We start from the raw sequence: 20,914 nt of genomic DNA, 5'->3' as shown, positions 1-20,914 counted from the left end.
TTAAGACTTTTATTATTAATTTGTTAATTCATTAAAATCGTAGAATCAATTTTCGTAAAAACGTTTTCTCCAATACTTTCTTTATCAATCGCAGTTACAATCGTGTTTTTCGGAACATCTACTATGTACGCCGCTTTACCCGTAATAACTAACGAATCCTGCCCTCCTTTTAATTTCAGGCGATCCATTGCTGTTTGTAATTTTGTGTATTCTTCTTTATCAATTGAAATGTTTCTTTCTTGAAGCCTTCTCATCGCGTGAGTCGAAAGCTGAATGCCTTTTTTAGGAGCTAAAGCAGACTGCTGCTCCTGTTCTGCTACCTGTGAGTCTAAGAGTCCCTTAAACTCTGACGTCTCCCCTTGCTTTAACTTGTTAACGTCATCAGTCTTCTTCTGCGACGGCAACTGCGTGACGTTCGGAATAAGAATGTTGTTAATTTTAGGATTCGCCATTTTAGTTTCTTTTTACCTTATATTTTTTCTTATGAAAAAATTATTGTTTCTCTACTTGATTATAAGCTTGCGCCGCTTGCTTTTGCAATGCAGGAATATTTTTTCCCTGATCATTATTTTCCGCTACAGAAAAACTTTGAACGTCTTTTAGGAAAACTTTTTTTCCATTCGCAAGATCTAATACAGTCTCACCGTCTTCGAAGTGTACACCTTGTACTAAACCTTCTGAGCGAGTCGAACCGTTAAACTTATTGTTGTTTTCATCGAAACCAATCACTTCAAAGTGATAAGTTTCTTTCGCTGCAATTTGTCCGTCGAATCCAATTCCATCCCACGTTACGTCTTGCATTCCTTTTTGTAAATTTTCTCTTTCAATTCTGGCAACAAGCTGGTTCTTGTTATCAAGAATGTTGATAACTGCGGCCTTTGCTGGCTGATCAAGGAAAAAAGGAACTCTTACATCTTTCCCGTCACCTTTGTAGTCAATGCTCGTTCCAGATGTCACAACTTTTCTTCCTAAGAAGGCTGCGCCCTGAACACGTTTATCATCAACTGCATTTTGGTTAACAGCATCCATTTTTTTATTCATTGCTGTTAACTGCTCTAACTGCGAGAACTGAGCAAGGTTGGCAGAGAAATCTTTTTGATCCATGGGCTTCATTGGATCTTGATTTTTTAACTGGTGAGCAAGAAGTTTCATAAAACCATCTTGACCAAGTTCTTCTTTTTTTCTTCTATCGACAAAACGCGTCTCTGGTTTATTTCCAGCGATCTGGTTTAGTGAATCACCGACTGCTCTGTTTGTAACAGCGCCATTTCCAGTCGACGGTTGTCTATTGATTTTAATATCTGAGAATGCGTTTTGCTCTACTGGTCTTCCAATTTCTGGCATACCTTAAGCTCCGTATCTTTGTTGATTATCGCGGGCCTCTTGCCATAGCTCTCTTCTTCTTTGAGAACCATTTGATGAGTCACCTGAATCAAAGCTCATAAATTCTTTTGGAGCTTGATTATATTGAGAGTTTCCTGATTGTCTTGAATCGTTTTGAGCGAAGCTAGATGACTCACCACCAGAAACAATTCTTAAGTCAGAAAGCTGGATTCCTGCTTGGGAAAGATTTTTCAGAAGACCTGTTTCGTTCTTCATAAAGAACTCATGTCCTTCTGCTGTTGATGTCGTGATCTGCATATCCATTTGGTTCGTTCCCGGCGTCGTTGGTTTCGTCACCTGAATCTTAAACTGCCCTAGAGTATCATGCTTAACAGTTAAGTCGATACTATCCTGGTTGGCCACCTGGTTTTGCTGAACGTAATCGCTGATGCGTTTAATGATTTCTTCAGTGTTAGATGTATTCATCTTAGAAAGGTCTAAAACCTTTCCAGAATTCTGCGCTTGCATATTCTGCCCCATTTCCTGCTTCTGCTGCATTAAAGGGACGAACTGCTCTTTTACCATCGCAGTTTCTGCTCCGATTTTTAAGTCTGGATTTTTTAATTCATCGATTGCTGACTTTGGCTTTGTTTCTTTGAAGGCCAGGTCTTTTGTATTTCTGATGACATTGTCACTTAGAAGATTTTGTTTTTGACCGTAAGCTTTCATCGACTGGTTTAATTGTTTTTGCATCAATGCCTTTGGATCGAAGTCCTGGGCAACGTCGCCTGTCAATTGAGCTGGAGCTTTTTCAGCTTTTGCTTCAGTCAAATTCTTAATGAAGTCTTCACTTGAGAGTCCAAGTTTTGAAACAGATTCAGGATTTGTTGCCAGAACTTTTTCAGTAGCAACTGTTGAGCTTCCTACGTCCTTAGACTTCGATTCCTTAATTAAGAAATCAAGAGCGCTTCCTTTAGTGTTTTTTACTTCTTTAGAATTTGTATTTGGAAGAGTCTCGCCTTCTACTTCCTGAACGTTTCCTTCTTCACCTTTTAATGTTTTTAAAAGCTGGTCAAGGTTTGTTGAAGCCGAAGCGATTTTTCCATCGATAGCTTCACCTTTTACAGGTGCGCCTTTTTGTCCTTCTGCCGGAATTTGATTCTTTGCCAGAAGTCCGTCGATGTTTTTTAAGATTTCAGGAGATAATGCCTGTTCAGTTGAAAGAGCCGTCTGCTCTACTCTCTTATCTTGTTCTTGTGATTTATTTTTTAGAAGAGCATCTACTTTTGCTTCAGAGTTTGAAGCTTTTGTTTCTGTGGCCACTTCACCTTTTAAAGTTTGTGATTGAGCTGATCCTTCTGCTGATTTAGTTTCTGTGTTGCCAAGAAGGTTTCCAAATAAAGAAGCAAATGCATTTTGCTCTCCTTCTTTATTTTGACCAAGAATACCAGCAACTTTGCCATTAGCATTCACAGATGCTGCTGCATCCGTTTTCCCTGTAGCTGGAGCTACATTTTGTGCTAATAAATTTACTGGCAATCCTTGCATACGTTCCTTTTAATCATCCTAATTAAAGTTTCAACGCTTCTTGTTATATTATCTTACTTTTTCATTTGAAGAAACTGCTTTTGAAGTCGGGCAGAAACTTCCTTATCCATCAAATTGAAGATCTTTGAAGCCTTCGCTGAATCCAGTTGGCTTAATATCCTAACTGAAAGGTCGGGATCTTGAACCGTCAGTACATCGGCTGCGTTTTGTGGCTTCATACCAGAAATAACATCTACCATCTGAGACACTCTTTTATCGGCCTGTGCGCTTTTTTCGTCAACACATCCTAAGAACTTCTTTTGTGAATCCTGAAACTCCACCAGCTTCTTCTTAAAGTCGGCCTTGTTCATTTCTAGTTCTTCTGATTCTTTTTTAACTGCAAGCTCTTTTACCTTGATCGCTTCTTCTTTTTCTAAAAGCTCTTTAGAAAAATCCACGAGGTTAGCGCTTCCTGCTTTTTTCATTAACTTTGTCGCTTCTTCAAGCACTGCTGCTTTAAATTCTTCTTCAGTGTATTCGCGTTTTGCAGGAGCAGCAGGCGCTGCTGGAGCTTTTTTAGCTGTCGCTGCATAGACTAAGCTTGCCACTGTCAGCATCGCTACAATTGAAGTTGTGTATAAAATTTTTCTCGTTCTCATAATATTTCCTAGAGTAAGCCCTTAGATCCGTTTGATCTCATCATCAGAATTTCTTCGATGGCCTCTTGTTCTTTTTTATTTCTTTCTTTAGACCACTCGTCCTTCTTTTTTTCTTTGAAGTTTTCCATGACCTTTACCTCACCACGGGCCTGTGCCAGTTCGGCGATTTTTTTATCGTATTTTTTTCTTAGAGACCACAATAGGTTCTCTTTGTTTTTGATGTCTTCCTTTTTCCCTTGAATGAACAGCGGGAAAAATTGAAGCATCTGTCCTGCAGAAGGGTCCTTCATGAACGTTTCCTGCGCTTCATAAGTCTCTTCGATTGCTTTATTTGCTTCCGCAATCTTGTCTTCAACCGCAGTGATTTCTCTCAGGATTTCTCCCAGCTCGATCTTAATTTTCTTTTCTTTAAACTCGCGAACCTTTAGAAGACCATCGAGTTTGAATTTAAACTTTTGCATTTATTTTTTACTTATTAATGTTTTCAGCTTTTCTTGCGATCTCAACCATGCGGTCAAAAAGCGCATCAATTGTTAAGAACTCTGTCATCCCCTGAGTCTGCTTCAGAAGAGTCATTAAATCGTCATAAATCAGCATCGCCTTATCTACCTTAGGGTTTGATCCCTTGGCATAAGCACCTACGTTAATCAGGTCCTCATTGGCCTTATAAGACGCCATTAAATCTCTTAAGTGAGATGAAACAATTCTATGTTCCTTCGAAGCAACCTTCGACATAACTCTGGATAGAGAAGCCAGAACGTCGATGGCCGGGAATTGGTTTCGTGAAGCAAGCTCTCTTGATAAAACAATGTGTCCGTCGGCAATCGCTCTTACCGCATCGGCAATCGGCTCATCCATATCGCCCCCTTCAACGAGAACGGTATAAACTCCAGTGATTGACCCAGCTCCAGTCTTTGTTCCTGCACGCTCCATCAGTTTTGGAAGTTTCGCAAATACTGAAGGCGTATACCCTTTCTGTCCAGGTGGCTCACCAGCTGAAAGAGAGATCTCACGGTTTGCCATCGCAAAACGCGTGATTGAGTCCATCATCAAAAGAACGTCAGCGTTTTGATCGCGGAAATACTCAGCAACAGTTGTCGCTACGTAGGCCGCTTTCATTCTCGTTAACGCTGATGAATCTGAAGTTGCAACAATAACGACCGACTTCTTTAAACCTTCAGGTCCAAGGTCGTGTTCAATGAATTCTAAAACCTCACGACCACGCTCTCCGATAAGCGCGATAACGTTGATGTCTGCACTTGAGTTCTGAGCGATCATCCCCATGGTTACCGACTTACCAACTCCCGAACCGGCCATGATGGCAAAACGCTGTCCTTTTCCTGCTGTCATAAAGCAGTTAATAGCATGGATACCTGTATCCAGGGCCTCACTGATTGGTGGTCTTTGAAGTGGGTTTAAGGCCACACCGTAGATGCTTCTCGCTTCTACACCTGTTTGTTCAATCGGGCCTTTACCATCGATAGGATTTCCCTGGAAATCGATAACACGTCCAAGGAATCCTTGTGAGATTTTAATCGTTGTTGTCAGGTCTTTTAAGTAAACGCGAGTCTCTGAGTTAATTCCTGAAAGTTCATCGTATGGCATCGCCATACAACGGTTTCCATTAATCCCTACGACCTCACCTAAAGACTTATCCCCGTATTCAGTAACGAACTCAACGTTCGCACCAATAGGAGCTCTTGGAAGGTTAATTTCAAAAACCATTCCTTTATTAGCAAACACCTTTCCGATTTTCTGGAAAGGAGAAGCGTATTCGTAATTTTTATGGATTGAAGAGAGATCAAGATTCTTGTCCATTTACTCCCCCTTTAGACTTTTGCCAGTACGTCTTCAAACAGTTTATCAAGTGACTTGAATTGCTCTTCCATTGTCGCGTTGATAATTCCGTTTTCTGACTCTACTACAATTCCTCTTGTCGTAACCGATGAATCGATCTCCACTCTCACGTTCTTCATTTCTCCTAAACGACCTTGAACATGATTCAGGACATCCGGCATTGAAGCAAAATCATCTGCATTCACCTGGATTAAAAGATTATGTCTTGCTTGCATTTCTAAAAGCAGTCTTTCTAGCAGTCTTTCGATGTATTTTCCATCGTCCCGAAGCTCTCTTAGGACGATCCACTTTGAAAGGTTTCTCAGTAACTGATACATTTCTGTTTTTTGGTTAAATAGAATTTCTTCCTGAGTCTTTAAAACAGCTGTTACCATTTGTGAGAAATCTTCAAGCTTTTCATCAACAGCGCTTCTCATCTGGTCAAAGATCTCTTCGCGCCCTTGGTTTACACCTTCATCAAATCCGGCCTTAAAAGCTTCGTCCTGGATTTCAGCAACTCTTCTTTTAACTTCTTCTTCTACACGGTGTTCATATTCACGGTCTTCCTGGTCTTTTAGACCGCGGAACTGTTCAACGATAGGGTTAACTTTAAACTGAGAGTTCTTTGCAAACTCTCTTTCAGTTTTAATAACTCTTTGGAACTCACTTTTCTCAATGGTCTGAGCCGCAGTAAGCAGTGGCTTGAACTCGAATAATTTAACAGACTCATTCCCTTCTTCCACTTCTGTGAAATTCTGAAACTTATATTCTGTAATTTCGCCGGTCGCTTTAACCATTTTATAAATTCCTTATTTAAACTATTAAACCAAAAACTATACCAGAGAGTCGCCGTCTGAACCGCGAGCGATAAAGGCTTTACCTTGTCCCTCAAGTTCTTTAACTTTAGCAACCATTTCAGCTTGAGCTTTTTCAACGTCTGAAAGTTTAGTAGGTCCAAGGGCCTCAAGGTCTTCCCTAAGCAGCGTAGCCGCACGGTTTGACATGTTCTTGAAAAGCTTTTGCTTGATTTCGTCTGGTGCCGTCTTCATTGCAATAACAAGCTTTCCGTTGTCCACTTCGCGAAGAAGGTTCTGGATACCTTTGTCGTCCACGTAAAGTAGATCTTCGAAAGTAAACATAAGTTTTCTGATTTCTTCTGCAAGCTCTGGATCTTTTTCTTCAACACGAGACATGATGTTCTTCTCAGTGTTTTTATCCATAAGGTTAAGCATATCAGCGATCGGTTCAACACCACCAAGCTGGTTAGTGTCGATAGAACCCAGAGTCGAAAGTTCAGTTTTAAGTACGTCGTCAAGCTGAGAGATAAGCTCAGGAGAAACGTAGTCAAGATTAGCCACACGAAGAACAACTTCAGCTTGCAGACCTTCTGGTAGGCGTCTTAGAACGTCTACTTTTCTTTCTGGTGCAAGGTGAGCAACGATAAGCGCGATTGTCTGCGGGTGCTCGTTGATTAGGAAGTTTGAAAGTGTTCTTGTATCTACCAGTTCAAGAGATTCAAGTGTATTTGATTGTCCAACTTCTACGATCTGACCAAGAAGTTGCTTCGCTCTATCTTCACCAAGAGTGTTGATGATGAAATCGCGACCGCGGTTTTCCGCGAATAGAAGATCGTTCTCTTCGTTTAGTTGCTTGTAAAAATCTTCAAGAACTCTCTTTACCATCCAAATTGGAGCACGCTTAACGTTCGACATAGCGTTAATCATTCTCTTAACATCGTTATCTTTCATATTTTGAAAGATAAGCTGGGTAATGTTCATTCCCAGTGAGCTCAAAAGAAGTCCCGCTCTGTCCTGGCCATTTAAAAGGCCATACTCTGTGTCGGGATCTAATTGGTTGTCGTTAAGTGCTGCCATCGTTTATTCCTCAATAAGGATTAATTACGCAATTTGTTTATCTGATTCAGAAGAGTGAATCATCTCGTGGATAATCTGAGCTGCTTTACCTGGGTTGTTTTCAACCAGAGCAATGATTTTTTCACGAAGCATGTTCCCTTCAATCTTCTCAGGGTTCAGTTTTTCTTCAATCTGCGGAAGAGCGTCCTCAAGACCTGGTAGGCGTTGGTTGGCCTGTACTTTTTCAAGTTCTTCAAGTGTACGAGGTAAGAAATCTTCCACTGTTTCGATCGTGTTGTCCGTAACCCATTGGATGAAAGGACGAACTACCAGGAAGAAGAATAACGAGATTGTTAACCCTACCGCCAGGTACTTTACGATGTTTCTGATAAGTTCACGGTTCGCTTGCTCTTTTAAGATTGCATCAGCTACCGTCATGTCTTCTCTAGCAAATTCCATATTCTTGATGATCAGCTTGTCACCGCGCTTGTCACTTGTCCCAAGTGTGCTGGCAACGATTTGCTGGAAGTTCTCAAGATCAGCTGCAGACCACTTTTCATACTTCATAACAGGGTTCCCCTGCTTATCAAGTTGAGCTGCTCCGTTTTCATCCAATACTGGAACTCTCTTACCGTCGATCATAACCGCAGCAGAGATTGCTTTTACGTTTGCTGCTGGCTTCTTAGACTGAGTGACTTTTGTTGGAACATTGAAGTTTCTCGTCGTAAGTTCTTTTGTTACGTTGTTCTTTGTTTCTGCTACACCCGCTTGTGGTTCTTCACCTGGAAGATTCGAGCGAGCTCCTACTACACCTTGAGGTGATGGGCGTGATCCTGCTAGGTTCTGAGAGTTCTTTACTTCAGAAACAACTGCTGCGTTTTCGTTATCGTAGGACGTCTCTGTTGAAACTGCTTCTGTAAAGTCCAGGTCAACTGTTACTTTTGCTACAACTTTTCCGTCTCCAACAACCTTGCTTAGGATGTCTTCGATTTGTCTTTCGTATTTTTGGTTTAGTTGAGCTTCAAGAGCAAGTCTATTTGCCGTTGTGGCCGTCATCGGGTCACCGATGTTTTCAGAAAGTTTCTTACCGCGGTCATCTAAGATAACTACGTTTTCAGATCTCATCTCTTCTACAGATGAAGCTACTAGAGATGCGATCCCTTTAATTTCTGCCGGAGTTAATGAAACACCGTTATTAAGTTCAAGAACAACTGAAGCTGAAGGAGCTTTCTTTTCAGCTACAAATGGAGAAGACTCAGGGATTGAAATGTGAACGCGTGCGCGCTTTACACCCTGGATGTACATGATTGACTTAACAAGCTCCCCTTCAAGAGCTCTTTGCTTATTAACTTTCTGAACGAAACTTGTTGTTCCGAATGATTGTTTATCAAAAACTTCATACCCTACAGTTCCAGAGAAGCTTGTTCCAAGCTTCGCGATTTCCAGACGCCATACTCCAACCAGATCCTCTGGGATCGAAATTGTTTTACCGTCATCTGATGTTTGGTATGGGATTTTCTTCTCTTCAAGAATGATTGCTATCTTTCTTGCATCTTCTTTGTTTAGATCAGTGTAAAGAGTGTCATATCTTGTCTTAGAGGCCCAAACAACAATCCCCACCATCGCAGCTGCAATCATACAGGCAACAATGATGAAACCAAGTTTTTTAGTGGCATCTAATCCACTAAAAAATTCTTTGAAGTTTCTAACAATCTTTTCCAAAATATCTTGCAAGGGAATCCTCCTGATAATCCAATTTCACATCCTATGAAATCTTATATCGTCCTAGTAACCTGTAACCGAGTAACCAAAGAAGCCGTGATTTAAAATCACATTTGCATTCTCATAATCTCTTTATAAGCTTCAATTACTTTCATACGAACCTGGTTCATTGTCTTGAAAGCGATTTCCGCGTTTTCTACCGCCAGCATTGTCTCGCTGATATTTTTAGTTTGTCCTGAAGCTAGTTTCTGAATCGCCTTGTTAGCTTCTACCTGCATGTTGTTTACTTCAGCAAGTGAAGAGGCCATGATTTCAGAAAAGCTTTGAGGAGCTGCTGCGCCTTGAGCTTGCCCGGCCGTTAATTCATTGAAGTTCGGAAGGCTCGCCTGATCAATCGACGCACTTTTCGTCCAATCCTGAGTGCTGTATTTTGACAGCATCTTGTTCATGTTTCCTACGTTTTCAATCGACATACATGTCTCCTAATACTCAATATTTTAAAAAATTAGTTTCTTCCGATTTCAAGGTCTTTTAACGCCATACTCTTTGCAGTGTTCATAGCGTTGATGTTCGCTTCATATGCTCTAGAAGCTTCAATCATATTGGCCATTTCTTCCATCGTGTTGATGTTTGGGTAGGCCACATACCCTTCAGCGTTTGCGTCCGGGTGGTTTGGTTCATACTTCATAATTGGCGCTTTTTTGCTGTTAGCGATTTCCGTTGCATGAACGGCCTGCGCTTTTTCTTCCAGCTCGCCTTCTAAAATCTCAGCAAAATTCTCTCTTGCCGGCTCTGATCCAAAAACAACTTCTTTTGGCTGGTAAGGTCCACCTTCAGCAGTTCTTGTTGTTTGAGCGTTGGCAATGTTCGAAGTGATTGCTCCCATTCTTTTTTTATTGGCAGCCAATCCTGATGAGCTAATTTTTAAACTAGTTAATAAATCCATTCATCCCCCTAAACTACTGCCCAGAACCAATGGCATATTTTAATAGGCCAAGTTTTTTGTTAATCAGCTGAACTGTGGCATCATACATAACTTTGTTCTCTGCCATTTCGGCCATTTCCTGGTCGCGGTCAACAGTGTTCCCAGTTGGATCTACGATTCCATTTGAGTCTTCGTAAATCTCTGGTTGTAAATTGTTAAAACCACCGCCTCCAACATTGAAATGTTTAGAGTCGGTAGTTCTCATTTGTAATTGTTCATCTGTATCAAGAGCACGGGCCAAAGCTTCTTCGAAATCAAGTTTCTTTGCTTTGTATCCTGGAGTTTCAGCGTTAGCGATATTAGATGCGTGTAACTCCTGACGAAGCTGTCTGAATTTCAGCGAAGCTTGCAGGGCCTGCATTGTTTTATCACTAATCTCCATCGTCCCTTCTCCTTTTCTCTAATTAGCGTAGGTTAACAAAGTACGAAGAACCTTCAGTTCTGTACTCGTTAATCTTGTTTCTAAGAGTTCTGATTGATACACCAAGGATCTTAGCAGCTTGAGTTCTGTTTTCTGAAGTATGGATAAGCGCTTTTTTGATAAGAAGCTTTTCAGCGTCTTTAAGCGACATTAGTCTTACACCGTCAGAGTCGTCTTCGTTCATGAAGTTAACTGATTTTTTATCAGAAACTTCGTATGCGCTTTCATCAAGTAGAGATGAGTTGTTTGAGATTGAGCTAGAGATAACTTGTTTTAGCTCATGAATGTTGTTTGCCCAGTAGTGAGAATTGATTCTATCCATAGCAACTGAATCGATTTCTACTGTTTGATTTTCGGCCATTTCGTTCATAAAGTGACGAGCAAGACGCTCAAGGTCTTCTTGTCTTTCACGAAGTGCCGGGATTGTTACAGCATTGTTTGAGAAGATCGTGTATAGACCACGGTAGAATCTTCCAGCTCCAACAAGCTTAGAAAGGTTCTTTGTCGTTGTAGCGATTAAACGAACATCAATATCATAGTCTTCAAGTTCATTGATAATTTTGTGAAGTCTTTTTTGGAATTCTTCATCAAGGCAGTCGATATTAGCGAAAACAACAGTTCCTCTGTTGGCCGCTTCAAGGATCCCTTTATTGAATCTTCCAGTAGCATTATCTCTGTGCCCAAGAATGCGGTTTTCAACTTCTTGTGCTGGAAGTGAGCAGTCTACAAGCTCGAAAGCTTGAGCTGATCTTCCTGAATTTTCATGGATGTAGCGACCCAGAGTTCTTTTACCAACACCATTTTCGCCAACAATTAATACGGCAGCTTTGCTAACAGATAAGTTTCTTGCCTGCTGAACAGCTCTTTCTACTCTTGCATCTGTTCCAAAAAGTTCTACCCTAATCGCTTCCATCTGACCTCCTGTCATACGAATCTCGCTTCCATCCTGAAGCTAGTTATAAAGTTCTTTCTTTAAGATTTAGTAACCCTAGTTCACTCTTAGCTAACTCTTTCAAATAATCTGAGGTGTTTTTATCGTTAACCAGTGAAGTAAAGATCTCTCTTCCTTCTTTCACTTTCTGGTTAGCCACCATTGCTTGCCCCAAAAGATAGTTCACTCGTCCTGTGTAAATCGACTTTGAGTAAGCTTTTTTGAAATCGTTAATCTTTTTTTCAAATAGCATATAGTTGTTTAGTGTCCCTTTTCCGGCGGTTATTTCGATACCGAGGTAGGCAATTCTTTCCCGGACATTTTGAATATAAGCATTATCCGTGCCGAAAGAAGTGGTGTCATTTAAGATTGCCTCACTAACTTTCAAGAATTTATCAGTCTGCCCTAATTCATAGATGGAGTCAGTATAGGCCCGGATCATATCTGCTACATCCGACGGGTCGTAAATGATTCTCTGATCTTGTTTAGAGAAGAAGTTCTCCAGGTGAGTCACAGCTCCTGCATAGTCCTTTTGGTTAAAAGAAACCAGACCTTTGTAGTAATTTGTCTTGTTATACGCTGGGAGTTTCTTCTCAAAAGCAGCAATGTTCTTTTGAACCAGATCCCAGTTTTTTAGTTTAATGTCTTTAACAATCACTAATTCGCTTAATAAATCACTTGCCTTAAGTTCCTGGTTGCGAGCAACCCAAATAGGGAAAGTTCTGTTAGGAGTGTCTTTAAGCTTCTCAAAAGCGGCATAAACATCGTCAAACCCTTTATAAAGGCCAAGCTTTACATAAGAGCTTCCCACCACGAAGTTCATGTATGGATCCATTGCCACTTTATCGATGTATTTATCTTTGTATGTCTGCCATGCCTTGATTGCCTGCGAGTATTCCGCTTTCTGGTAGAAATCAGAAATGATCCCGTAAACAATCTCCGCTCCATCACCGTCAAAAATGCGGGCATCGATTTTCGCCATACCAATTGTCGGGATCAGGCTCAGATAAGCTAGAGCTTCTTTGTATTTTCCATCAACGATAAGAGTTCTTAGGCGAACCTGTTGAAGAAGCTTTGTTAAATTCTTATCAGGGCTCGTTGCATTCTTATCCTGCTCTAAGAAAATTCTAATTTCTTTATCGCGGTCATCAAGATCTCTCTTTCTCACGCTTCTAAAAGCTACATAACGAACGCGGGCTTCGTAGCTAACTTGTCCATCAACTGAAGTATCGATAGCTCTTTTGTACAGGTCCAGAGTTTCATTGTAGTTTTTGTCCATTAAGTCTGAACAAAGGGCCATTCTCAGGTAGGCATTTGAAGCAACATATTCATATGAATAATTTTTTGTGAACTCTGTGTATAAGTTCATGGCTTCCTGGAAGCGACCAACTCTGAAGTAAGCTTCAGCAGTGTTGTACATAATAACTGGATCAATTGGCTTGGCCAGTGCCACTTTGTTTGTTTCATAGAATGAAATCAATGCATTTAAATCTCCACCTCTTAGGTAAGCATAAGATTGGTAAGCTAGAAGAAGTTGGGCCGGTAGGATCTTCTTCATCGTCTTTTCTTGAGAAAGCTCTCTGATTCTATCGATCTGACCAAGTTTAGCTAGAGAGTTTAGCATTGCTTCTGCTGGAATAATTGATTCTTCGAAATCGAAGTTATCTCTTGTTCCCGCATAGTATGTTTTTGCGATCTGAAGAATCTTAAGAGATTCGTTCTTTTCGATGTAGTAACTTAAAAGGTATTTGTAGATCGCCTTTTTTAGTTCGTAGTTATCTGATTTTTCAGAAAGGTTTGTCAGCATAGTAAGAGCGTTTTTGAAAAGCTCTGGATTTGGTACATCAACGTTTTCTCTTAAGATCGCGTTTGCCTTAATGAACTCAAGAAGCTCCCACTCAGCCGTTGCACCGTATTTCTCAGTGAAAAGCTTCATAGACTTGTACATCAATCCCCATTTTTTCTTGCGGTATAGATTGATTGTTAATTGAAGATGGGCTTCTTTATCGTCTTTTTTAAAGTTACGGTTAGCAATTGGATAGAAGATCTCAGGGATCTTCGTCTTTAAATTCACTAATTGTTTGTAAGCTGGTGCGATAGGATCGTAATCCCAAACAAAAGTCGCTCCATATCTGAAGTCTCTATATGGTTTTTTTGAAGCCTCTTCTTCAGCATCCAGCTCTGCCGCTGATTTTTTGCTGATTCTAGAAGGATCAACTACGAAACTTGAAAGAACTTTGTCTGCTTCAACTTTCTTTTCCAGTGCAACGTCTGCTTTTGGCATTGGCTGCTCTTTTGCGATTGCAGTTGTTACTTTTGACTTTGCCGCCACGATTTTTGGCTCAGTTACTTTCGGTGCAATCTCAATTTTAGGTGTTGGAATCGACGCCGGAGCTTTAGTCGCGACCTCAGCCGTCTTTGTTTCTTCCGGTTTTAAAACTGCAGCTTTTCCTAACGTTACTGCATCTGAGCTGTCAGTCCAGAAATCGACAACATATTTTTTGTCTCTTTCACGGTAGAAGCTGAACATTTCAACATTTGCATCCTTTAATTCGATTTCCACGGCCATCGCATTAAGAGCATTTGCCCCGTTAGCGTTATCTTTAAATTGAATTCCGTTTAAATACTGAGGATCAAGTCTTACGTCTGATAGTTCGTTCTTTAAATTGTTAAATAGTTCAACATTAAGAGTCTTAATAACAACTTTATTTCCGACTTTTGAGAATTGGAGTTGGTCGCGCCCGGTAAAAAGGTTCCAACGAAGGTACGTTGTCGCTTTTTCTTGGTCTAAAAGAGCTTGTGAAAAGGCATTATTTGCCAGAACAACGGCAAAGATAAAAGCAATCGTCAAAAATTTGAAGATTTTTTTCTGTGGGCACATTTTCACGAAACATCCTGTTCGCATCAAATTGTCCTAAAGTTTAAGGCTGTATTTGTCCTCTTCATCCTGAAGTGACTTCTTGTTAATCTTACCCTTTTTTGGATTTTTTAAAAGGAAAATTTTTCTCGCAGGCATAAAATGCCGGGTCAATTCATTGACAGATGAAAGAAATAATCTATTTACAATCATTTAGAACAATCTTCTAATAAAGGTAATAAATTTGGTAGTAACCGAGCATTTTAAACTGTTTTATGAAAAACCTATTCCTTATATCTCTCCTTTTTATAGTCGCTTGTTCATCGAGTGAAACCGACAACGGTGCTTATACAAAAAGTACGACAGTAGAAAACAGTTTAAGTAAAACAATCAAAGCTCCGTGGAAGGAAGTCGACAACCAAGGCTCAGATCTTGCTCTAAGTAATACAAAAACAAACAGCTTCTTTATTTTTAATAGCGCTTGTAGAAAATACGATCAAAGCAATCTGCCAACTCTTACGAACTCTATCCTAAGTGGCATCAGCAACGTTGAGATCTCAGAAAAGAGCATCGTTTCTCATCAAGGAAGAGATGCTTCTCTTGTTATTGCAAAAGGTGCAGTTGATGGAGTTGAGAGATACTTCCGCATTTTAACAACTCAGAAGAATAACTGCATTTATGATTTCGCTCTTATCTCTACAGGCCAAAAGAACCTGGATATAGACACACCTGACTTTAATAAATTCATTGAACTATTAAAATTAAACTAAATGAAAGCATTGATCCAAAATACAATTGACCGAAGAATCAAAAAGGCCCGCGAGTTTTTTATTTTCATGGGCGAAATCTTTGATCTTCTCTACCAGACGATAAAATGCACTTTTAGCGGAAAGTTTTATGTTTCAAGACTAATGGAGCAGATCAACCAACTGGGCTTTGGCTCTACTTCTATTACCGTAGTTATCGGATTAACCATGGGTCTGGTTATGACCCTGAACTTTGGTTATGGTTTAACAAAATTTGGTGGGACTCTTTATGTTCCGGCCGTTGTATCTTTATCTCTTGCCCGCGAGATGGCCCCACTCTTTACTTCCCTACTGGTTGCCGGAAGGGTCGGTTCAGGGATCGCTGCGGAAATTGGAGCGATGAACGTAACTCAACAAGTAGACGCCATTAGAGCACTGGGAACATCCCCAGTCAGAGTCCTGGTTGTCCCTCGCTTTTGGGCACTGGTTATTTCACTTCCTTTATTATCGGCCCTTTCATTTGCTGTCGGTATTTTCGGCGGAATGATCGTTTGTATGTCTGAATTCGACATCATTCCTGGCTTTTACTTTTTCAAAGTTTTTTCAACCGTAAAGTTTTACGACTATATGTCAGGGATTGTGAAGTCTGCGATCTTCGCCGGAATCATCACTATCTTTGCCTGCTACAAAGGCCTACACACCAAAGACGGAACGAAAGGAGTTGGAGTCTCAACCACGTGGGTTGTAGTGACTGCTTCTATTTTAATTTTGATCACAGACTTCTTTATCAGTAAAATCTTCCTGGTTATCTGGGGATAAAATGAGCGACGTAATATTAGAGCTAAAAGATATTCATAAAAGCTTTGGAGAAAACGCTGTTCACCGTGGAATCAATCTCACTCTTAAAAAAGGAGAGAGCCTTGGTCTTTTAGGTGGTTCTGGAACAGGTAAGTCTGTTCTTCTTCGCTCGATCATTGGTCTTGAGCGCATTGATAAAGGTCAAATCCTCTTTCACAACGAACGTTTTGATCACCTGGATGAAGATGACCTGACTCCATATAGAATCAAAATCTCCTACTCTTTCCAGAGCGGGGCCCTCTTTGATTCAATCAACGTATTTGAAAACATCGCCTACCCTTTATTTGAACACACTCGTTTTAGTTACACGCAAATCAAAGATAAAGTAGCTCAGATGCTAAAACTCATCGACCTCCCGGGAAAAGAAGAAATCATGCCTTCTGATTTGTCCGGAGGAATGCAAAAGCGCGTGGGAATGGCCCGTGCCATGATTTTAAATCCAGAAGTCGTTCTTTATGATGAACCGACTGCGGGTCTTGACCCGGCCAACACCTTGAACGTTGTCTCTCTTATGCAACGTCTGAAAGAAAAAGGCCTGGCCTCTATTTTTGTTACTCACGACATCCCTTCAGCATTGAGCCTTTGCGACCGCATTGTCGTTCTCTACCAAGGGAAAATTATCTTTAATGATACCCCTGAAAAATTTCAAGCTTCTAATGACCCTGTTGTTATGAAGTTTCACGTGCATAAGGAATAGATTATGTTTAAGCCATCTGATAGAAAAAATTATCTTATCTCTGGTATTTTCATCTCGGTCCTCTTGGTGGTTGTGATGGTGACAGTCTTTATGCTCAATAAAGAGAACCCGCTTTTCTCCAGTAAAGTTTATATCAGCACTGAAGTTAAGAGTGCTCAAAATTTAAAGGAAGGAGCAGCTGTTCAACTAAGAGGAATTAAAGTTGGAAGTGTAAAGTCGATCGACTTTAAAGACCTGGACACTCTGGTTATCACAGTTGGTGTAACTGAAAAATACAGCACATGGATCAAACAAGACTCAACAATGACTTTTAAAACCCAAGGGGTTTTAGGAGATAAATTCCTTGAGATCTCAGGTGGTACAGACTCGGCTCCAGGAATTAAAGACGGAGACGTTCTAGCGACGAATGAAGCTTCTCAAATTGATCACATCATCACTAAAAGCGAAGACCTGGTGGTGGCAGCAGGAAGCATCCTGACGAAGTTTGATAAATTAGTTTCAAGCATTGAAGACAGAAGACTAGATAAAATTCTAAGCAACATTGAAAACCTGACTGCTAATAGCAATAAAGTCATGATGAGCTTAAACGACAAAAACCTTGGTCAATCACTGGCAAATCTAAAAGCTTCAAGCGAATCTATCGGCCGCATGACTAAAAGAATTGAAGAAGGGCCAGGAACTCTCCACGCGCTTATCTACGATCAAGGCCTGCATGAAGACCTAAGATCGCTGGTCGGTGGGGCCAATAGAAACAAGGTTCTTAAATTCTTCATCAGAGAATCTATTAAAAAAGAAGACAATAAATAATCTATTTGTTTTTCAGGAAGTTCTGGCAATCGCCATACACTAAGAAACTCTTAATGCGCTAGACCTGGTAGTAATAGTAATCGCTAAATACACAAAGGTCAGGCGCAAACGGGTGCGGATGAAAATCCACCACCATGTAGCCTGCTTTACATTCAGGTGAGAAAATCTGGTAGCAGTCCTCACCACCTTCAATTCTATGCATTTTAAATTCTTTGACTGGTGTTTTAATCGTCATATGTTTTCAATACGTTTTCTCATGTCATCCTTACACGTATTTCTCGTGGTACAAGCATCAACGATTGCCTCAACTAACTCCTGAGAACGAACGTATACTGGCAGCTTAAGCAGATCTTTATACTCATTGATCTTCTTTAGGTCTTTTTTCGACAGTGGAGAAAAAGGACGAGACTTCTCCCATCCATAACCCCATCTCCATGTCTGGAACCATCGAGCAGCCATCAGACTCAAAGGGGTTAAGCCTGTTTTCCTCTTCCCCAAAGACCTGCGAGTTCATAAATAGCAGCAAGAATACTAACAGTAGTGTTTTCATATGACCTAAGCTATTGCAAAGAAACGATCAAGCTTCCATCCTAAACATATCCAGTAGATAGTTCTCTATCCCAAGTGTGTCTGATGCCGTGTCATTAGTCATATGCCTAAAAGATAAACATCAAAAATCACCTGTAAATTCTTCAACTCTCTTGAGAAGAAATCTTCTTAAGGGTACACCTGGCCCATATGAAAAACGTAATGATGGGAACTCTTTTACTGGCCCTGGCCGGATGTAATTTTATCGATCCTGATAAAGGACCTCTCGCGTTTTCATCAGGCAAGGCCATCATCAATCCAATCGAAACTGATACAGATAAACCAGAGACTGAAGTTGAAAAAGATCTCGTGTACCTCGACATCAAAAAGAACCTTTTTGATTTGAGTTGTACGAGATGCCACAACCCTGAAAACGCCGTCAAAAAAGGCCGTCTCGATTTAACAAAGAAGGAATTGATCTTGGAAAATTACGACGACATCATTTACCGCATGACTGATGCTTTCGATCTTGGCATAGATTATATGCCACCTAGAGGAAACCGCGTGTCTCCAGAGGTCATTAAACAGCTTAAAGCATGGAAGGCAGATCAGGCTTACCTAAACATCCAAAAGACGGTTTTTGAAGCAAGCTGTACAAAATGTCACAACCCAAACAACAAACGCCGAATGGATTTAACTTCGAAAGAAGTTATCGTTGAAAACTACGATAAAATCCTCTATCGCATGACTGATGCTTTCGAAGAAATGAACCGCCCGATGCCACCGATTGGAAAAGGCGAAAGAGTTTCTGCTAAGTTGGTTGAAGAACTTAAGGCCTGGAAAGCTTCTCTTTAATAAAAAACTCTGACGAAATAAAAAAGGCCGCTATAAGCGGCCTTTTTTTGTTTAACTATTTTACTAGTTTGTAATTGATTGTTTCTGGCCATGGGTGTGAGTGACATGTATCGTTTGTCACTTCAGTGTCTACAGATACAGCTAAAGATTCTGCACTGATTTCACCGTAGGCAAGTTGTCCTTTAACGTTAAGCTTTGCAGAGATCCCGTCTCCACATCCTGACTCCCAAATATCAACAAGAACAGCTTCTGCCTTAAAGTTAAGTCTGTCTTCGTTGTGACGGCTAGTTTCCGTGATTTTTAGAGCAGCTGGAAAGCTTCCATCTAGGCTTACAACATCTAGTTGATTGTAAGTTGTTCCATCTACGATTGATTCAAGACAAAGTACGCTTGGCACTTTGTATGGAGTAGCAGTTTCTGCCTTGTAACAAGTTGTTCCGAATGCAAGAGCTGGCATAGCTAATAAAAAAGCGATTAGTTTCATAAATCCTCCAATTTTTTGTTGGAGGACTTATAACTTAAAATAATGAGGATGAGTGTGAAGAAATCGTTAAGATTTCATTAACTAATTGAGTTGAAGAAACCCTTTCTTTTTCATCTTTTCAATTAACGTCGTGCGGTTCATTGAAAGAAGTTTAGAAGCTTGATTTTTATTTCCACCAGTTACTTCAAGGGCCTGGTTAATGAGCGAGTCCTCGATGTCTGAAAGAAGCTGCTTAAGGTCAACTCCCTCGTCTGGTAAAGAAATAATATTTTTATAGGCTTCGACGTTTTGTGGAGACGTCTTTAAGAATTTTGCTGGAAGGTCTGAAACCTTAATCTGGTTTCCACCTTTTAAAATGACTAATCTTTCAATGAGGTTTTCCAGTTCACGAACGTTTCCTGGCCAGTCGTACCCGATAAGAAGCTCTAGTGTTTCATCATCAAACTCAATATTGTTTCTTCCATCCGCACTTACGAATTTCGACAGGAAGTACGAAATCATTAGCGGGATATCTTCGCGACGCTCACATAGTGCCGGGATCTTAATCGGGATAACATTTAATCGGTAGTATAAATCTTCTCTGAAATTTCCTTCAGAGACAGAGTCTTCAAGATTTCTGTGAGTCGCAGTGATGATACGAACATCGATTTCAGTTGTTTCAGTTGACCCAACTCTCTCGATCACTCTGTTTTGAAGCACGCGAAGAAGTTTTACCTGAAGAAGAAGCGGCATATCCCCGATTTCATCCAGGAAGATCGTTCCTCTGTGGGCCATTTCAAAACGTCCCTTGCGAGAAGAGATCGCACCAGTAAAGGCTCCCTTTTCATGTCCAAACAATTCACTTTCTAAAAGCTCCGAAGGAATGGCACCACAGTTTACTGAAACCATGTTGTGCGCTTTTCTTGGAGAAAGATTATGAAGAGCATTCGCCACTAATTCTTTCCCTGTTCCCGATGGCCCAGAGATAAAAACAGTCGAATCACTCGCTGCTACTTTTTTAATGCGTTCAAAAACCTGCTTCATCTGCTTAGAGCGCCCAACCATGCCACAGAAAATATCGTCCGGGCCTGGAGCTTCGATCTTAAACTTTGATTGGAACAAGTGAGGCGCTTGAGTCGACTGCGTGACAACCGACTTCTGGGCCATCGTTTCAGCGGCTGCAAAAGCAGAAGCGGGAACGTTTAATTTTTTAGTGAAGGCCTTCGTCACCAGATCGCTTAAGACATCCAGCTCGAAAGGTTTTGTTAAATAGTGGAAGACCCCTTTTTTAGTCGCATTGATGGCCGTTTCAATTGAAGCAAAGCCCGTCATAACGATTGAAACAAAGTGGTGTCCACGCTCTTTTAAAAGATCGATAAGAAGAAGTCCATCCGAGCCACCAGCTTCGAAGCTAATGTCGGTGATCAGGCAAAATGGCCTTTGATTAACAACAGTTTCTGCTTTGATTTTTTTATCGAGTTCTAAAAGGCATTCAGTGGGAGTAAGGAAAAAGTGAACATTGAGATTGAGTTTTCTTTCCAGGTATTTCTTAATCGTCGTTCCTAAAACGCGATCATCTTCGACCAGATAAATATCCGGGAGCTTCATTTGATTTGTCAGTCCAGACCCCTTTTGATCCCTCGTGGGATCTTGTTCGTAAGAAGTATGGAGAAATTGAAAATCATTCACTCTTCGCGTCCTTGAAAGAAATTATGAAATTAAAGCTTTACCAAAAAGGTCAATCCATTTGACCTCGTAGAAAAATGCTAGCAATGAAATGGAGTCAGTGTCAATTTCTCAACATCCGAATTTAAACAGGGCAACAATTTCCGACTGATTTGATAAG

General features: G+C 40.6%; 23 protein-coding genes. 5 read left to right on the top strand and 18 right to left on the bottom strand.

Annotation, left to right across the window (positions count from 1 at the left end):
- Positions 1-23: 23 nt before the first annotated feature.
- From ACN20O_RS10695 to ACN20O_RS10630, 14 genes are all read right to left on the bottom strand, one after another.
- The gene (locus tag ACN20O_RS10695) at positions 24-452 is read right to left on the bottom strand and encodes a TIGR02530 family flagellar biosynthesis protein (RefSeq protein ID WP_491633932.1); all 429 of its coding nucleotides are present in this window, start codon (positions 450-452) and stop codon (positions 24-26) included.
- 40 nt (positions 453-492) lie between these two features.
- Positions 493-1,344: a flagellar hook assembly protein FlgD gene (locus tag ACN20O_RS10690; protein ID WP_491633931.1), complete on the bottom strand. Its 852-nt coding sequence runs from the start codon at positions 1,342-1,344 to the stop codon at positions 493-495.
- A gap of 3 nt (positions 1,345-1,347) precedes the next feature.
- Positions 1,348-2,871 (bottom strand): hypothetical protein, encoded by a 1,524-nt coding sequence (locus ACN20O_RS10685; protein WP_491633930.1) that lies wholly within the window; start codon positions 2,869-2,871, stop codon positions 1,348-1,350.
- 53 nt (positions 2,872-2,924) lie between these two features.
- On the bottom strand, positions 2,925-3,509 hold the full coding sequence (locus tag ACN20O_RS10680) for a MotE family protein (RefSeq protein WP_491633929.1): 585 nt from the start codon (positions 3,507-3,509) through the stop codon (positions 2,925-2,927).
- 8 nt (positions 3,510-3,517) lie between these two features.
- The gene (gene fliJ / locus ACN20O_RS10675) at positions 3,518-3,970 is read right to left on the bottom strand and encodes a flagellar export protein FliJ (RefSeq protein ID WP_102242278.1); all 453 of its coding nucleotides are present in this window, start codon (positions 3,968-3,970) and stop codon (positions 3,518-3,520) included.
- A gap of 7 nt (positions 3,971-3,977) precedes the next feature.
- Entirely contained in the window at positions 3,978-5,327 is a 1,350-nt protein-coding gene (locus ACN20O_RS10670) for a FliI/YscN family ATPase (protein ID WP_491633928.1), read from the bottom strand.
- Positions 5,328-5,338: 11 nt separating this feature from the next.
- Positions 5,339-6,142: a FliH/SctL family protein gene (locus ACN20O_RS10665; RefSeq protein ID WP_491633927.1), complete on the bottom strand. Its 804-nt coding sequence runs from the start codon at positions 6,140-6,142 to the stop codon at positions 5,339-5,341.
- 36 nt (positions 6,143-6,178) lie between these two features.
- Entirely contained in the window at positions 6,179-7,219 is a 1,041-nt protein-coding gene (gene fliG, locus ACN20O_RS10660) for a flagellar motor switch protein FliG (protein ID WP_243733581.1), read from the bottom strand.
- 24 nt (positions 7,220-7,243) lie between these two features.
- Positions 7,244-8,932: a flagellar basal-body MS-ring/collar protein FliF gene (fliF, locus tag ACN20O_RS10655; RefSeq protein WP_491633926.1), complete on the bottom strand. Its 1,689-nt coding sequence runs from the start codon at positions 8,930-8,932 to the stop codon at positions 7,244-7,246.
- Between the two features lie 95 nt (positions 8,933-9,027).
- The gene (fliE, locus tag ACN20O_RS10650) at positions 9,028-9,393 is read right to left on the bottom strand and encodes a flagellar hook-basal body complex protein FliE (RefSeq protein WP_491633925.1); all 366 of its coding nucleotides are present in this window, start codon (positions 9,391-9,393) and stop codon (positions 9,028-9,030) included.
- 32 nt (positions 9,394-9,425) lie between these two features.
- Positions 9,426-9,866 (bottom strand): flagellar basal body rod protein FlgC, encoded by a 441-nt coding sequence (gene flgC, locus ACN20O_RS10645; RefSeq protein WP_491633924.1) that lies wholly within the window; start codon positions 9,864-9,866, stop codon positions 9,426-9,428.
- 13 nt (positions 9,867-9,879) lie between these two features.
- Entirely contained in the window at positions 9,880-10,287 is a 408-nt protein-coding gene (gene flgB, locus ACN20O_RS10640; protein WP_491633923.1) for a flagellar basal body rod protein FlgB, read from the bottom strand.
- Positions 10,288-10,309: 22 nt separating this feature from the next.
- Positions 10,310-11,239, bottom strand: a complete 930-nt coding sequence (locus ACN20O_RS10635; protein ID WP_491633922.1) for a sigma-54-dependent transcriptional regulator — start codon at positions 11,237-11,239, stop codon at positions 10,310-10,312.
- Between the two features lie 43 nt (positions 11,240-11,282).
- A complete protein-coding gene (locus ACN20O_RS10630; protein WP_491633921.1) occupies positions 11,283-14,144 on the bottom strand; it encodes a tetratricopeptide repeat protein in 2,862 nt (953 codons plus the stop codon).
- A gap of 245 nt (positions 14,145-14,389) precedes the next feature.
- Here ACN20O_RS10630 and ACN20O_RS10625 point away from each other — a divergent pair, with 245 nt between their 5' ends.
- The 4 genes from ACN20O_RS10625 to ACN20O_RS10610 are packed head-to-tail and all read left to right on the top strand — an operon-like array spanning position 14,390 to position 17,222.
- The gene (locus ACN20O_RS10625; protein ID WP_491633920.1) at positions 14,390-14,884 is read left to right on the top strand and encodes a hypothetical protein; all 495 of its coding nucleotides are present in this window, start codon (positions 14,390-14,392) and stop codon (positions 14,882-14,884) included.
- On the top strand, positions 14,885-15,679 hold the full coding sequence (locus ACN20O_RS10620; protein ID WP_491633919.1) for an MlaE family ABC transporter permease: 795 nt from the start codon (positions 14,885-14,887) through the stop codon (positions 15,677-15,679).
- A gap of 1 nt (position 15,680) precedes the next feature.
- Entirely contained in the window at positions 15,681-16,415 is a 735-nt protein-coding gene (locus ACN20O_RS10615) for an ABC transporter ATP-binding protein (protein ID WP_491633918.1), read from the top strand.
- Between the two features lie 3 nt (positions 16,416-16,418).
- Entirely contained in the window at positions 16,419-17,222 is an 804-nt protein-coding gene (locus ACN20O_RS10610) for an MlaD family protein (protein ID WP_491633917.1), read from the top strand.
- 58 nt (positions 17,223-17,280) lie between these two features.
- Here the strand turns inward: ACN20O_RS10610 and ACN20O_RS10605 are convergent, their stop codons facing one another.
- Both ACN20O_RS10605 and ACN20O_RS10600 read right to left on the bottom strand, forming a co-directional pair.
- On the bottom strand, positions 17,281-17,457 hold the full coding sequence (locus ACN20O_RS10605) for a hypothetical protein (protein ID WP_491633916.1): 177 nt from the start codon (positions 17,455-17,457) through the stop codon (positions 17,281-17,283).
- A complete protein-coding gene (locus ACN20O_RS10600) occupies positions 17,454-17,681 on the bottom strand; it encodes a hypothetical protein (RefSeq protein ID WP_491633915.1) in 228 nt (75 codons plus the stop codon). The genes ACN20O_RS10605 and ACN20O_RS10600 overlap by 4 nt, the downstream gene beginning before the upstream one ends.
- 279 nt (positions 17,682-17,960) lie before the next feature.
- Here ACN20O_RS10600 and ACN20O_RS10595 point away from each other — a divergent pair, with 279 nt between their 5' ends.
- Positions 17,961-18,605 (top strand): c-type cytochrome, encoded by a 645-nt coding sequence (locus tag ACN20O_RS10595; RefSeq protein WP_491633914.1) that lies wholly within the window; start codon positions 17,961-17,963, stop codon positions 18,603-18,605.
- Positions 18,606-18,660: 55 nt separating this feature from the next.
- Here ACN20O_RS10595 and ACN20O_RS10590 read toward each other — a convergent pair whose 3' ends face one another.
- The gene (locus tag ACN20O_RS10590; protein ID WP_491633913.1) at positions 18,661-19,089 is read right to left on the bottom strand and encodes a hypothetical protein; all 429 of its coding nucleotides are present in this window, start codon (positions 19,087-19,089) and stop codon (positions 18,661-18,663) included.
- Between the two features lie 81 nt (positions 19,090-19,170).
- Complete coding sequence (locus ACN20O_RS10585) at positions 19,171-20,757, bottom strand: sigma-54-dependent transcriptional regulator (RefSeq protein WP_491633912.1); 1,587 nt, start codon at positions 20,755-20,757, stop codon at positions 19,171-19,173.
- Positions 20,758-20,914 lie beyond the last annotated feature (157 nt).

The organism is Bacteriovorax sp. As-1 (genome assembly GCF_058446905.1).
The sequence above is the reverse complement of the archived record's forward strand: the minus strand, read 5'-3'. Positions and strand labels throughout refer to the sequence as shown.